Source organism: Novosphingobium sp. ES2-1 (genome assembly GCF_015169775.1).
Taxonomy (GTDB): Bacteria; Pseudomonadota; Alphaproteobacteria; order Sphingomonadales; family Sphingomonadaceae; genus Novosphingobium; species Novosphingobium subterraneum.
Genome location: NZ_CP063445.1, coordinates 1398252 through 1411025 on the forward strand (window position 1 = coordinate 1398252; position 12774 = coordinate 1411025).

The window sequence follows — 12774 nt, forward strand, 5'->3', positions numbered from 1 at the left end:
GACGCTTAGTGGGCGGGCTTGTGCTCTTCCTTGTGTTCGCCGTCCTTGTGCTCGTCGTGATGCTCGTCCTTCTTGTCGCCCTTGTGATCGTCCTTCGGGGCGCTGGTGGGGTGCGGGTCGGGGTTGGCAACGCCCTGTGACGACCAGCCGAGAACGGCGATTCCGGCAGCGGCAACGGTGAACAGCTTGCGCATCAATGGCTCCTTGGATTTCGGGGGCGCCTTCGAGGCGCGATCTGAAAATGGTCGCACAAGCTACAAATCGGCTTTAAGGCGCACCTGAGATAAACCCCTGAGGATCAGTGCAAGCATGACTCTTCGCGTTGCGGTCCAGATGGACCCGCTCCACTCGATTAATATCGCTGGAGATTCCAGCTTCGCACTCATGCTTTCGGCGCAGGAGCGCGGGCACGAGGTTTACCATTACGACGTAGGCTCGCTGACGCTGGACGAGGATGACCGGCTGATCGCTCATGCCCGTCCGGTGACGGTGCAGCGCGTGGAGGGCGACCACTACAAGACAGGCGACGTGCGCCGGCTCGACCTTGGGCGCGATATCGACGTGATCCTCATGCGGCAGGACCCTCCGTTCCACATGGGCTACATCACGGCCACCCATCTGCTCGAGCGGATCGAGGGTGAAGCGCTGGTCGTCAACAATCCCCGGAGCGTTCGCAATGCGCCTGAAAAGGTCATGGTGCTTGATTATCGGCGCTTCATGCCGCCAACGATCGTCACCCGCTCGGTCGAGGAAGTGCGGCTGTTCCAGAAGAAGCATGGCGCGATCGTCGTGAAGCCCATCCACGGCAATGGCGGCAAGGCTATTTTCCGCGTCGGGCCCGAAGGCGAAAACCTTGGCGCGCTGTTTGAGGTGTTCAACCAGACCTGGCCCGAGCCGCACATGGTGCAGGCGTTTCTTCCCGAGGTCGCCAAGGGCGACAAGCGTATCGTGCTGGTCGATGGCGAGATCGCCGGCGCCATCAACCGCAAGCCGGGTGAGGGCGAGTTCCGCTCGAACCTTGCGGTCGGCGGCTATGCCGAAAAGACGGAACTGACGGCGGAAGAGCAGGAAATCTGTGCAGCGCTCGGGCCGCAGCTGAAGCGTCTTGGCCTGATCTTCGTTGGCATCGACGTGATCGGCGGCAAGTACCTGACCGAGATCAACGTAACTTCGCCGACCGGGATTGTCGCGATCGACAAGTTCAACGGCACCGATACGCCGGGGATGATCTGGGACGCGATCGAGCGGCGGCTGTAAGGGCATCCGGGCTCCTCCATCGGAAGCAGGAGCTTTTGGCCGTTTGGAATCGTTACCCTTCTCATGAATGACTGGATCGTCCACCTGATCGAAGGCGGTGGCTATTGGGGCATCGCGTTCCTGATGGTCATCGAAAACGTGTTTCCGCCAATTCCATCCGAGCTTATCATGGGGCTGGGCGGGATCGCCGTGGCGCGGGGCCGAATGGAATTCTGGCCGCTGATGCTGGCAGGCACTGTCGGATCGACGTTGGGCAACTATTGCTGGTATCTCCTCGGCCGGACGTTGGGCTATCAGAGACTGCGCCCCTTTGTCGGTCGCTTCGGGCGCTGGCTTACCGTCGAATGGGAGGACGTAGAGGCAATAGTCCGGTTCTTTCGGCGGCATGGCCAGTGGGTAGTCTTCGCTGTGCGGTTTGCCCCGTTCATGCGCACGATGATCTCATTGCCAGCCGGTCTTACGCACATGGGGCATGTACGGTTTCTACTGTTCACCTTCGCTGGCGCTGCAATCTGGAATGCGATCCTGAGTGGCGCGGGCTATTACCTCGGGCGCAACTTTGGAGAGATCGAGAAGTACACCGGGCCGATCGCGACTGCGACGCTGGTCATCGTGCTTATCGGCTATGTCGGGCGCGTACTTACGTGGAAGCCGCGCGAGCGCTAGGGTTGACTATGCGGCGCCTTGCGGGCTTTGTCTCGAAGCCTGCCGGATTGGCGGTCTTATGTAACGCTACGAAATAAAAGGTATTGTCCATGGCAGTGAAGGCGATGTGCATCGTTACGAAAAGCGAGGAAGGGCGCGGCGCCTATGCCGTGCGGATGGACAACGACGAGAATGTCTATTTTCCGCTCAGCGTGACAGAGGCGCTCGAACTCGAGGAATTCGACGAGGTGGAAGCGATCCTGGTGAAGAACGACCGGCCCGAGCCGGCTTGGCGGGCCATTCGTGCAAGATTGCCGGTCATGGACTGAGCAGAACGGAAAAGCCCCCGCAATGCGGGGGCTTTTTGTTTGGGAAGATGGCGGATCAGGCGTCCTTGGCCAGCCACTCTTCCAGCCACTTGATGGTGTAGTCGCCAGAGAGGAAATCAGGCTCGTTCAAAAGGCGCTGGTGAAGCGGAATCGAGGTCTTGGGTCCTTCGATCACCATTTCCTGAAGCGCGCGCTTGAGGCGCATGATGCACCCTTCGCGTGTACGGCCGTAGACGATCAGCTTGGCGATCATCGAGTCATAGTACGGCGGGATCTTGTACCCGGCATAGAGCCCGGAATCGACCCGTACGTGCATGCCGCCCGCGGCGTGATAGCTCTTAACCAGGCCGGGCGAAGGGGCAAAGGTGAACGGATCTTCCGCATTGATGCGGCACTCGATCGCGTGCCCCTTGAACTCGATCTCGTCCTGGCTGACCGACAGGGGCTTGCCATCGGCAATGCGGATCTGTTCGCGCACCAGATCGACGCCGGTGATTGCTTCGGTAACAGGATGCTCCACCTGCAGGCGGGTGTTCATCTCGATGAAGTAGAACTCGCCGTTTTCCCACAGGAACTCGATTGTACCCGCACCGCGATAGCCCATGTCAGCCATGGCCCTGGCGACAATGCCGCCCATGCGGTTGCGCTCTTCGGTCGAGATCACCGGCGAGGGCGCTTCTTCAAGCACCTTCTGGTGGCGGCGCTGCAGCGAACAGTCGCGTTCGCCGAGATGGATGGCGTTGCCATTGCCATCGCCGAAGATCTGGAATTCGATGTGGCGCGGGTTGCCGAGGTACTTCTCGATGTAGACCGTGGCGTCGCCGAAGGCGGCCTTGGCTTCGCTGCCAGCCTGCTGGATCAGGGTTTCAAGCTGTTCCGGGCTGTTGCAGACCTTCATCCCGCGACCGCCGCCGCCCGATGCTGCCTTGATGATCACCGGATAGCCGGCCTTTTCGGCAATGGCCTTGGCTTCCTCGAGATCCGAAACCGCGCCGTCAGAACCCGGCACAAGCGGCAGCCCGAGCGCGCCAGCGGTGCGCTTGGCCTCGATCTTGTCGCCCATCGTGCGGATGTGCTCGGGCTTGGGGCCGATCCACGTGATGTCGTGGGCTTCGACGATCTCGGCGAACTTGGCATTCTCCGAAAGGAAGCCGTAGCCCGGGTGGATCGCGTCAGCGTGGGTGATCTCGGCTGCCGAAATGATCGCCGCGACGTTGAGGTAGCTATCCTTCGCTGCGGGCGGACCGATGCACACCGCATGATCGGCGAGGCGCACGTGCATCGCGTCGGCATCCGCGGTGGAGTGCACCGCGACCGTCTCGATGCCCATTTCGTGCGCGGCGCGGTGGATGCGCAGCGCGATTTCGCCGCGGTTGGCGATAAGCAGGCGCTTGATGGCCATCAGCGGACCTTTACGCGATCACGACCAGCGGCTGGTCGAATTCGACCGGCTGCGCGTTCTCGACCAGGATCGCCTTTACCACGCCCGCGGCAGGCGCAGTGATCGGGTTCATCACCTTCATCGCTTCGATGATCAGCAGGGTTTCGCCCGCCTTCACGCTCTGGCCGACGGCGACGAAGTTCGCTGCGCCCGGTTCGGCGGCGAGGTAGCAGGTCCCGACCATGGGTGACTTCACGGCGTTGGCATGGTCTTCTGCAGGAGCAGCGGCAGGCGCAGCAGGTGCTGCCGCCGCGGCAGGTGCAGCGACCGGGGCCGGGGCTGCAACCGCAACCTGAGCGACCGGCGCAGCAGTCAGCTGACGGGCTACGCGGATCTTGCGCTCGCCATCCTCGACCTCGATTTCAGACAGCCCGGTTTCGGCAAGAAGCTCTGCCAGTTCGCGTACAAGCTTGCCGTCGATCGCCATGTTTTCGGCCTTGTCGCCGCGTTCGTGACCCATTTGAATTTCCTCGCGGGGTATGAATTCTGACCGCGCGCCATGCCCCCAACGCGATGGACTGGCAAGTGGCAGCGATCAGTGAAAGTGGAAAAACGCCTGTTTCAAAGGCGCGAAACGGCGTCCAATGCCGCGAGGTAGCTGTTTGCGCCGAAGCCGCAGACAGTGCCAAGCGCGGCCATGCCGACATAGGAATGGTGGCGGAAAGCCTCGCGTTTGTGCGGGTTGGACAGGTGAACCTCGATCACCGGCACCTTGATCGACTTGATCGCATCGTGGATCGCCACCGAGGTGTGGGTGTAGGCACCGGCGTTGAGCAGCACGGCCTTTACGCCCTCGGCCTGCGCCTCATGGAGCCAGTCTATCAGATGGCCTTCATGGTTGGACTGGCGCATGTCGATCTCGAGACCCAGTTCACGGCCGTGATCTTCGAGCATGCCGGCGATGTCGTCGAGCGTCTGCGAACCGTAGATTTCCGGTTCACGCAGGCCGAGCAGGTTGAGGTTGGGGCCATTGAGCACATAGACGGTCGTGCCCTGGCCGGAAGCTTGTGTCATCAGATCCCCCGATCGCGAATGCCTGTCGTGATAGACAATGCGGGCAAAGTCGCAAGGGCAAGAGGGAGGTGATTATTAAAAGCCGGGGGCGATGGGGGGACCCGCAGGTGCCTCGATCGTGTTTTCGTATATCGCGCTGTCGGCGGATCCGTCGGTGACTTCATCGGACAGCGAGGGCTCGCCGAAGCTGTCGGTGGTGCCGCTCTCGACAACTGGCGCGGGGTTGCTGGTGGCCGCCATGCTCAACGCTTGCCGCGAGCGCTTGTCGGCCGCGTCTGCCTTCGCCTCCAGCGCTGCGATCCGCGCTTCGAGCTTTTCGTTGTCGGAGGATCCGCAGCCGCCCAGCGCAAGGATCAAGCCAAGCGGAGCAAGGCTGGCCACAAGCGGCGCGCGCCTGCCTGCGGCCAGCAAAGGCATCAAAAAGCGGTCCGACCTCGTTCTCATGCCTGCTTTCATATCAGGCGGAGGTTACCAGAAACTAACCAAGGCGTTGCGCATTCAGCGGTCCGTTCCTCGGGCCTTTCCCCACTGCCGTGCCGCAGTATAGCCAAGGTAGCCGGTGCCGAACAAGGCATAGAGCGGTTCGGGCAAGCCGTTGAGATAGGCGCTCGTCGCGGTCATGATCGCCCGCGCAGCAGCCGGATCGAGCCCGGCCAGCAGGCCCATGGGCAAGGCCCACAGGATCACGGCGTACATCACATAGAGAAAGGCAGGGCGCGCCCGGCGAGTCCACGGATCGTCAGCGCGGGATTCGGCGAGGGTCGCCGAGATGCGCGCCTTCAGCGGCTTCAATTCTCGTGCGCTCTCAAGGCGAAGCAGTTCGAGCTTTGCCTGATCGCGCGAGGCAGCATCGGGGATGATCTTGTCGATAATCGCAGAAACCGATGAAATCAGGGCTTCGGAGTTTGCCATGCTTGCGTCCTTCCAGGTTGCGGGACGCGGGTGCATATAACCACAAGACGCGGTGTAGGAAAACGAAGACAGCAAAAAGGCCCGCGAGCACAATGCGCTTCGCGGGCCTTTTGAATTGGTCGGGACGAGAGGATTCGAACCTCCGACCCCCACACCCCCAGTGTGATGCGCTACCAGGCTGCGCTACGTCCCGACCGGAAGCGCGCCTATAGGCAGCACTTTTGAGGATGGCAAGCGCGAGATTGGCGAAAGGTTCGGAGGATCGGCTGCGGCGTGCCCAGCCTCTCGGCCAGCGCGTCAGATTGCCTTGCGCAGTTCAAACTGCTAACCGCGCCGCTTGTTCATGCCGGGGCCGGTAAATGCGGGATAACCGCAGTCGGCCCGGTTGTAATCCTTGCCTTGCGATCCCAGAAACGGACCCATGATGCTCAGCACTCTTTCCGCCGCCGCAGCAAATGCCGGCCAGCCGCCTGCCTGGATGACTTTCATGCCGCTGGTGGCGATGGGTTTCATCTTCTGGTTCCTGATCCTGCGGCCGCAGATGCGCCAGCAGAAGGAGCACAAGGCAAAGATCGCAGGCATGAAGAAGGGCGACATGGTCGTCACTGCCGGCGGACTGATCGGCAAGGTGATCAAGCTCGACGATCACTACGTCGAACTGGAACTCGGGCCGAACGTCAAGGTCAAGGCCGTGCGCGCCACAATTGGCGACATCGTGCCGCCTGTCGGCTCTTCGCCTGCGAACGACTGATCTCACTTTCCTGAAGGCTGAACGCCCATGCTCGAATTTCCGCGCTGGAAGGTGATCTGGCTTTGGCTGATAACGCTGGTTTGCGTTGCAGCCGCCATCCCGTCGCTCACTGCAACCATGGGCCTTGGTTGGCCGAGTGCACTGCCCGAGCCCAAGGTCAACCTCGGCCTCGATCTTGCGGGCGGCAGCCACATCCTGCTTGAAGCCGATCCCTCGCAGGTGCGCCAGCAGCGCATCGAAGGCATGGAGGAATCGGTTCGCAACAAGCTGAAGCAGGATGGCAAAGACATCCGCATCAGCGATATTTCCAACCGCGATGGTGCGCTGACTTTCGTTGTCGCCGATGCCTCGCAAGTCGATGCAGTGCGCGAAGCGGTGCTGCCGCTGACCAACGGGGCAGGGCTCACCGGCCAACGTGATTGGGACATCAACGTCGTCGATGGCAACCGCTTCGTCCTGAAGCCGACCGACGCCGGTATCCAGCAGGCCGTTACCCAAGCGATGGACACGGCGGTCGAAGTCGTGCGCAAGCGCATCGACGCACTCGGCACGAAGGAGCCAACGATCATCCGTTCGGGGCCGACGCGCATCGTCGTGCAGGTTCCCGGCCTGCAGGACCCGCAGGCGCTCAAGAACCTGCTTGGTCAGACCGCCAAGCTCGAGTTCAAGCTCGTCGATACTTCGGCACTGCCTTCTGACGTGGCGAAAGGCATCGCGCCCCCGGGCAGCGAGATCGTGCCCTTCGTCAGCCCTGCAGAAGGCGGCGGCGTACCGTCGATCGCAGTCAAGCGACTTGGTGGCATCCGTGGTGATCAGCTGACCAACGCCCAGCAGACAAACAACCAGCAGACTAACGAGCCGGTCGTCAACATCACCTTCAACACCGACGGTGGCGCGAAGTTCGCGAAGTTGACCACGCAGAATGTCGGCAAGCAATTCGCCATCATTCTCGACGGCAAGGTCCTTTCCGCCCCGACGATCAACGAGCCCATCCTTGGCGGCAGCGCGATCATTTCTGGCCGCTTTACCACGGAAAGCGCCAACGCGCTGGCGATCTCGCTGCGTTCGGGCGCGCTGCCCGTGGATCTGAAGGTCGTGGAAGAGCGCACCGTTGGGCCTGACCTTGGTGCAGACTCGATCCGCAAGGGTGTGATCGCGATGGGCGTCGGCACGCTGGCCCTCGCGGTGTTCATTCTCGTCACTTATGGCCGCTTTGGCGTCTACGCGAACCTCGCCGTGATCATCAACGTGATCATGATCCTTGGCATCATGGGCATAATCGGCACCACGCTGACGCTGCCGGGCATCGCCGGCTTCGTGCTGACAATCGGCGCGGCGGTTGACGCCAACGTGCTTATCAACGAGCGCATCCGCGAGGAGCGACACCGCGGCCGCAAGGTCGTCCAGGCGGTGGAGCTTGGCTACAAGGAAGCCAGCCGCGCTATTTTCGATGCGAATATCACCAACGTCATTGCCGCCGTGCTGATGTTCGCCTTCGGCTCGGGACCGGTGAAGGGCTTTGCCGTGGTTCTCATGATCGGCATCGCGACGTCGGTGTTCACCGCCGTCACCCTGACGCGCATGTGGGTCGCACAGTGGCTTCGCCGTGCCCGCCCCACCGACATTGCCCTTTAAGAGGAGGACAGACCGATGAAACTCCTCAAGCTCGTACCCGACAACACCAACATCCACTTCCTCAAGTGGCGTGTGCCGTTCTACGTCATCAGCATCATCCTGATGGCGGCCTCCTGGGGACTGGTGCTGACCAAGGGCCTCAACCTGGGCGTCGATTTCATCGGCGGTCAGATGATCCGCGTGACGTTCGAACGCAGCGCCGAAGCGCCAGTCGGTGAATTGCGCGAAGAAGTCGGCAAGCTTGGCTACGGCGAACCGATCATCCAGCGCTATGGCAAGCCCAACGAAATCTCGATCCGCATGAAGCTGCCGGAAGGCGCAGGCCAGGAAGCGGCTCTTGCCGACAAGATGGCCCGCACCATCACCGCAGACATCAAGAAGAACCATGCCGACGCGCGAATCGACGGCGTCGATTCGGTATCGGGCAAGGTCTCCAAGGAACTGGGCTGGGATGCGTTCAAGGCGCTCGGCCTCGCGTCTCTGGCGGTTGCGGCCTACATCTGGTTGCGGTTCGAATGGCAGTTTGGCGTGGGCGCGCTATTCGCGCTGGTGCACGACGTGACTCTGACGTTAGGCCTCTTTGCCGTCACCGGCATGGAGTTCGACCTGAACATCGTGGCCGCGCTGCTCACGCTTATCGGGTATTCGCTGAACGACACCATTGTCGTTTATGACCGCATCCGCGAGAACATGAAGAAGTATCGCCGGATGCCGATGCCGGAACTGCTCGACCTCTCGGTCAATGAGACGCTGCACCGGACGATCGTGACCTCGCTCTCGATGCTTATCACGCTGGTGGCCTTGCTGCTGCTGGGGCCTGACGTCATCTTCGGCTTCACTGCGGCCATCACGCTCGGCATCTTCGTCGGTACCTACAGTTCGATCTACATGGCGGCGCCCATCCTGATCTGGCTGAAGGTAAACCCGAACAGCTTCGTGCCGACCGAGACGGCACTCGAAAAGCAGGAGCGGATTGCACGCGAAGGCGTTTGATCCCGCGTAGGCAAACCGATTGGCGGCGGCGAAGTCTAACGCTTCGTCGCCGCTTCTTCGTACATGGCGGCGAGCGCACTGGCATTGGCTTCCCAGCTGAACCGTGCGGCGTTTACCGCAACCGCATCCTGCGTCGGGGGTGATTGGAGCAGTTCGCTCACGGCCTCGGCGATGGCTTCAGGTGTGCGCTCCGCGATCCGCCCGGCGCTTACATCGGCCACCACCTCACGCGCGCCGCCGATGTCGGGGATCACGACCGGCGTCCCGCAGGCGAGCGATTCGATCCAGGCATTGGCAAGCCCTTCGCGTTCAGAGGGCAGAACCATGACATCCGTCGCGCAGAGCAAATGCGGAAGGATGTCGTGTTCCACCGAACCCAAGAAGTGGACTCGCGATTCCAGGCCAAGCTGCTGGACCAGCCGCTTCAAACCGGTTTCATCCGCGCCGGTGCCTGCAATGGCGAGCCGGACGTCGTCGGGCAGCAGCTCCATCGCACGGATTGCCAGCGCCTGCCCCTTGATCGCAATCAACGCGCCAACGCACAGCAGCAGACGGCCCTCGGGCCAGATCTGAAGCGACGGCAAAGCTGATACCAACTGTCGCGCTGCTTGGCGCTCGAGCGGGCGGAAGCGCGATCGATCGAGTCCGGTGTAATGAACTCTGATACGGTCAGCGGGCATGCCCAGCGCTATCATGTCGTTTGCCAGCGCTTGGGAAACGGAAAGCAGAAGGGCCGATTGGCGCGCGGCTTCGATCATCTGGTGGCGCGGCCATGACCGCTGCCCCCACAGATGGATGTCCGACCCGCGCGCCTTTATTGCCAGCGGCACTTCAAGCGCGCGCGCGACCTTGGCCGCGGCAGGTCCGTCAGGATAGAAGAACTGCGCATCGATCATGTCGAACGGCCGCTCGGCATGAAGCCGTTTTGCCAGCGGCAGGATCGCGTGGGCAATCAGCGCCGGGTTGATCGGTCCGGATAGACCGGGAATCAGGAGAAAACGCGGATGATGGATTGTCACCGCGCCTTGTTCCTGAACTTCCGGCACACCTTTAAGCGTGGCGTAGCGCTTAATTGGCACCGGTGGAATGCCGATCGGATTGACGACCGTCACGTCCCAGTCCCCCCGTTCGGCCAGGGCTTGCATCTGGCGGCTGACGAAGCGGCCGAAGCCGGGACGACCTGTTGCGGGATAAAGCGTGGAGATCGAGAGGAGGCGCTTCACGTCAAAGTTTGCGCACGAGCATTTCGGCAACGCCCAGCCATGCCGGCCGATCGATCACCACTTGTCTCTGCCCAGGCCCCGGCGGAAGCAGCGCAACGCGCCCGTCACGCTGATCGATCAAGCGGCCGAAAGCAAAGCGACCGGCAGTGCGTGGAGCAAGGACATCACGGTTGAAGGCGCGGGCGAAGTCCTCCGGATCGATCTGGCGCAACCACACCTGATCGCCTGCGCGATACTCGCCCGCGCTTGCCTCAACCGCCAGCGCGAGGAGGCGGGCAGAACCGTCAAGGGCCACGGGGAGGATGGCATCCATCGGCTTGGCAAGAGCCTCGGCGCCGTTCGGTCCGAGCCGGGCAACGAGGTGGGTAGGGGTATCCTCCTCGGCCTTGACCAGCAATTGCGGCTCAACCCCGAGCGCAGCGCCGATGCGGTTCATCCACGTCAGCGACAGGCTGCGCGTGCCGGTTTCAAGCCTGCCGATCGTCTGCGCGGTGGTCGGCGGATCGCAGCGCGCAGCCACATCGGCCAGCGTCATGCCCTTCTGGCGGCGTATATCGCGGATTCGATTGATCATGCGCGCGACCCCTATTCGTGACCGTCTTAACCGTAACGGTGATTTTTTGCTTACCTACAAATTGCAGGCCGAAGCAAGGGCTTTGCGCGGCGGGACCTCAGCCTTCGACCATCTCCGCCAGTTCCAGCCAGCGCTCTTCAGCGGCTTCCTTTTCGGCCCGGACCTTTTCCAGCGCAGCCATCAAAGCATCGAACTTCCTGGGGTCCTTGGCATAGAGATCGGGATCGGCCAGCTGAGCCTCGCCGCGTGCAATCGCAGCGTCGAGTTCCTCGATCCGCTTGGGCAGCAATTCGTAGTCGCGCTGATCCTTGTATGAAAGCTTGCCCTTTTTTGCAGGCTGGACGGGCGCTGCCACTGCCGCTTCTGGCTTGTCCGCCCCTGCAGACCGGGCAACTGGCTTGCCTGCTTGCCTCTGCTTGCGGATCTTCTCCCAATCAGCGTACCCGCCCGCGACGATGTCGACCTTGCCCGAGCCGTCCATTCCCAGCGTGATGGTCACCGTGCGATCGAGGAAGTCACGATCATGGCTGACGATCAGTACCGTGCCGTCGTAGTCCGAGATCACTTCCTGCAAGAGATCGAGCGTTTCGAGGTCGAGGTCATTGGTCGGCTCGTCGAGGACCAGCAGGTTTGAAAAGCGCGCAAACTCGCGTGCCAGCAGCAGGCGCGAACGCTCACCGCCGGAAAGCGTGCCGATGCGTGCTTCGACCAGCCCCGGATCGAACAGGAAGTCCTTGAGATAGCCCTGGATATGCTTGCGGACACCGCGCACGTCGATCCAGTCGCTGCCATCGGCCAGCACGTCGCGCACGCGCTTGTCGGGCGCCATCAGGCTGCGCTGCTGATCGATCATGATCCCCTGCAGCGTCTTGGCAAGGGTGATCGTCCCGCTGTCCGGCTCCAGTTCACCGGTCAGCAGCTTGAGCAAGGTGGTCTTGCCCGCGCCATTCGAGCCGACCACGCCGATGCGGTCCTTGCGCGTGATGCGCAGGGTGAAGTCCTTGACGATGGGGCGATCGCCGAACGACTTGTTGACGTGATCCGCAACGATCACTGCCTTGCTCTTGGCATCGTCACTGGCGATGGCGAGCTTCGCAGTGCCCTGCGGAGAGAGCATGGCCGCTCTTTGCGCGCGCATCTCGTAGAGCTTTTCCAGCCGTCCCATGTTGCGCTTGCGCCGCGCGGTAACCCCCCGCTCGAGCCAGTGCGCCTCGATCTTCAGCTTGGCATCGAGCTTGTCGGCGGCGCGTGCTTCCTCGGCATAGACCTGTTCCATCCACGCCTCGTATCCGCCGAAGCCGATATCCTTCCGGCGCAGCGAGCCACGATCGAGCCAGAGCGTCGCCTTGGTCAGCCGTTCTAGGAAGGTGCGGTCATGGCTGATGACCACGAACGCCCCGCGATAGCGCTGCAGCCAGTCTTCCAGCCAGTCGATCGCGGCAAGATCAAGGTGGTTGGTCGGCTCGTCGAGCAGCAGGAGGTCCGGCTCGCTAGCCAGCGCACGGGCAAGGGCGGCGCGGCGCCGCTCGCCACCGCTGGCGCTATCGGCCTTGCGGTTCATGTCGATGCCGAGCTGCCCGGCAATGGATTCGACTTCGTGACGGGGAGGGGCGTCCTTGCCGGATAGCGCAAAGTCCATCAGCGTATCGAAGCCGGTGAAGAACGGGTCCTGCTCCAGCGTGACGATCTTTGTCCCCGGCTGGATCGAGCGCGTGCCCTTGTCCGCATCCACCTGCCCGCCCAACAGCTTGAGCAGGGTTGTCTTGCCTGCGCCATTGCGCCCGATCAGCGCGAGCCGGTCGCGCTGCTGGATATGGATGTCGAGATCCTGAAAGAGCCAGCCATTGCCCTGGACGAGGCCGAGGCCCTCCCAGCTGAGTATCGGTGCCGCCATGGCCTGCCGCTTAGCCGCAGCGTTGCCCTCGCGCAACGCCCGACGCTGAACGATAACGCGGCTTCGCATTCACCGCTTGTTCAATGCCCTCGGCTTATGCATGCGC

The 12774-nt window shown here is 62.2% G+C and carries 15 protein-coding genes and 1 tRNA gene; 6 read left to right on the plus strand and 10 right to left on the minus strand.

All coding sequences use genetic code 11. The features are described 5' to 3' along the window. Window positions 1-5: 5 nt before the first annotated feature. Window positions 6-194 (minus strand): hypothetical protein, encoded by a 189-nt coding sequence (locus IM701_RS06670; RefSeq protein ID WP_039331135.1) that lies wholly within the window; start codon window positions 192-194, stop codon window positions 6-8. A gap of 115 nt (window positions 195-309) precedes the next feature. Between IM701_RS06670 and gshB the strand changes: the two genes are divergently transcribed. From gshB to IM701_RS06685, 3 genes are all read left to right on the plus strand, one after another. Then, window positions 310-1257 (plus strand): glutathione synthase, encoded by a 948-nt coding sequence (gene gshB / locus IM701_RS06675; RefSeq protein WP_039331133.1) that lies wholly within the window; start codon window positions 310-312, stop codon window positions 1255-1257. A 63-nt stretch (window positions 1258-1320) separates the two neighbouring features. Continuing rightward, on the plus strand, window positions 1321-1923 hold the full coding sequence (locus tag IM701_RS06680) for a DedA family protein (RefSeq protein WP_193828164.1): 603 nt from the start codon (window positions 1321-1323) through the stop codon (window positions 1921-1923). An 89-nt stretch (window positions 1924-2012) separates the two neighbouring features. Beyond that, on the plus strand, window positions 2013-2231 hold the full coding sequence (locus tag IM701_RS06685; protein ID WP_039331128.1) for a hypothetical protein: 219 nt from the start codon (window positions 2013-2015) through the stop codon (window positions 2229-2231). A gap of 55 nt (window positions 2232-2286) precedes the next feature. Here IM701_RS06685 and accC read toward each other — a convergent pair whose 3' ends face one another. The 6 genes from accC to IM701_RS06715 form a co-directional block, all read right to left on the minus strand. Continuing rightward, window positions 2287-3633, minus strand: a complete 1347-nt coding sequence (accC, locus tag IM701_RS06690; RefSeq protein WP_193828165.1) for an acetyl-CoA carboxylase biotin carboxylase subunit — start codon at window positions 3631-3633, stop codon at window positions 2287-2289. 10 nt (window positions 3634-3643) lie between these two features. After that, window positions 3644-4132 (minus strand): acetyl-CoA carboxylase biotin carboxyl carrier protein, encoded by a 489-nt coding sequence (gene accB, locus IM701_RS06695; protein WP_230487826.1) that lies wholly within the window; start codon window positions 4130-4132, stop codon window positions 3644-3646. A 101-nt stretch (window positions 4133-4233) separates the two neighbouring features. Next, window positions 4234-4686 (minus strand): type II 3-dehydroquinate dehydratase, encoded by a 453-nt coding sequence (aroQ, locus tag IM701_RS06700; protein ID WP_193828166.1) that lies wholly within the window; start codon window positions 4684-4686, stop codon window positions 4234-4236. A 75-nt stretch (window positions 4687-4761) separates the two neighbouring features. Further along, window positions 4762-5130 carry a hypothetical protein gene (locus IM701_RS06705; protein WP_156484039.1) on the minus strand — a complete coding sequence of 123 codons (369 nt, stop codon included), beginning with the start codon at window positions 5128-5130 and terminating at the stop codon, window positions 4762-4764. A gap of 54 nt (window positions 5131-5184) precedes the next feature. After that, window positions 5185-5598, minus strand: a complete 414-nt coding sequence (locus tag IM701_RS06710; RefSeq protein WP_039331479.1) for a holin family protein — start codon at window positions 5596-5598, stop codon at window positions 5185-5187. Window positions 5599-5714: 116 nt separating this feature from the next. After that, window positions 5715-5791 (minus strand) — tRNA-Pro (locus IM701_RS06715). A gap of 228 nt (window positions 5792-6019) precedes the next feature. Here IM701_RS06715 and yajC point away from each other — a divergent pair. From yajC to secF, 3 genes are read left to right on the plus strand one after another with little or no spacing between them, the layout of a single operon-like run. Beyond that, window positions 6020-6349, plus strand: a complete 330-nt coding sequence (yajC, locus tag IM701_RS06720; protein WP_039331119.1) for a preprotein translocase subunit YajC — start codon at window positions 6020-6022, stop codon at window positions 6347-6349. 27 nt (window positions 6350-6376) lie between these two features. Beyond that, window positions 6377-7984, plus strand: a complete 1608-nt coding sequence (gene secD / locus IM701_RS06725) for a protein translocase subunit SecD (RefSeq protein ID WP_193828167.1) — start codon at window positions 6377-6379, stop codon at window positions 7982-7984. A 15-nt stretch (window positions 7985-7999) separates the two neighbouring features. Then, the gene (secF, locus tag IM701_RS06730; RefSeq protein ID WP_039331115.1) at window positions 8000-8977 is read left to right on the plus strand and encodes a protein translocase subunit SecF; all 978 of its coding nucleotides are present in this window, start codon (window positions 8000-8002) and stop codon (window positions 8975-8977) included. Window positions 8978-9012: 35 nt separating this feature from the next. On the opposite strand, the gene IM701_RS06735 is transcribed toward secF, so the two are convergent. From IM701_RS06735 to IM701_RS06745, 3 genes are all read right to left on the minus strand, one after another. Beyond that, window positions 9013-10200: a glycosyltransferase gene (locus IM701_RS06735; protein ID WP_193828168.1), complete on the minus strand. Its 1188-nt coding sequence runs from the start codon at window positions 10198-10200 to the stop codon at window positions 9013-9015. Window position 10201: 1 nt separating this feature from the next. Beyond that, entirely contained in the window at window positions 10202-10774 is a 573-nt protein-coding gene (locus tag IM701_RS06740) for a helix-turn-helix domain-containing protein (RefSeq protein WP_039331111.1), read from the minus strand. A 97-nt stretch (window positions 10775-10871) separates the two neighbouring features. Continuing rightward, the gene (locus IM701_RS06745; RefSeq protein WP_039331478.1) at window positions 10872-12668 is read right to left on the minus strand and encodes an ABC-F family ATP-binding cassette domain-containing protein; all 1797 of its coding nucleotides are present in this window, start codon (window positions 12666-12668) and stop codon (window positions 10872-10874) included. Window positions 12669-12774: the final 106 nt, after the last annotated feature.

Coding starts and splice junctions, on each gene's coding strand:
- IM701_RS06670 (WP_039331135.1), bottom strand. CDS start 194: ATGCGCAAGCTGTTCACCGTTGCCGCTGCCGGAATCGCCGTTCTCGGC.
- gshB (WP_039331133.1), top strand. CDS start 310: ATGACTCTTCGCGTTGCGGTCCAGATGGACCCGCTCCACTCGATTAAT.
- IM701_RS06680 (WP_193828164.1), top strand. CDS start 1,321: ATGAATGACTGGATCGTCCACCTGATCGAAGGCGGTGGCTATTGGGGC.
- IM701_RS06685 (WP_039331128.1), top strand. CDS start 2,013: ATGGCAGTGAAGGCGATGTGCATCGTTACGAAAAGCGAGGAAGGGCGC.
- accC (WP_193828165.1), bottom strand. CDS start 3,633: ATGGCCATCAAGCGCCTGCTTATCGCCAACCGCGGCGAAATCGCGCTG.
- accB (WP_230487826.1), bottom strand. CDS start 4,132: ATGGGTCACGAACGCGGCGACAAGGCCGAAAACATGGCGATCGACGGC.
- aroQ (WP_193828166.1), bottom strand. CDS start 4,686: ATGACACAAGCTTCCGGCCAGGGCACGACCGTCTATGTGCTCAATGGC.
- IM701_RS06705 (WP_156484039.1), bottom strand. CDS start 5,130: ATGAGAACGAGGTCGGACCGCTTTTTGATGCCTTTGCTGGCCGCAGGC.
- IM701_RS06710 (WP_039331479.1), bottom strand. CDS start 5,598: ATGGCAAACTCCGAAGCCCTGATTTCATCGGTTTCTGCGATTATCGAC.
- yajC (WP_039331119.1), top strand. CDS start 6,020: ATGATGCTCAGCACTCTTTCCGCCGCCGCAGCAAATGCCGGCCAGCCG.
- secD (WP_193828167.1), top strand. CDS start 6,377: ATGCTCGAATTTCCGCGCTGGAAGGTGATCTGGCTTTGGCTGATAACG.
- secF (WP_039331115.1), top strand. CDS start 8,000: ATGAAACTCCTCAAGCTCGTACCCGACAACACCAACATCCACTTCCTC.
- IM701_RS06740 (WP_039331111.1), bottom strand. CDS start 10,774: ATGATCAATCGAATCCGCGATATACGCCGCCAGAAGGGCATGACGCTG.
- IM701_RS06745 (WP_039331478.1), bottom strand. CDS start 12,668: ATGGCGGCACCGATACTCAGCTGGGAGGGCCTCGGCCTCGTCCAGGGC.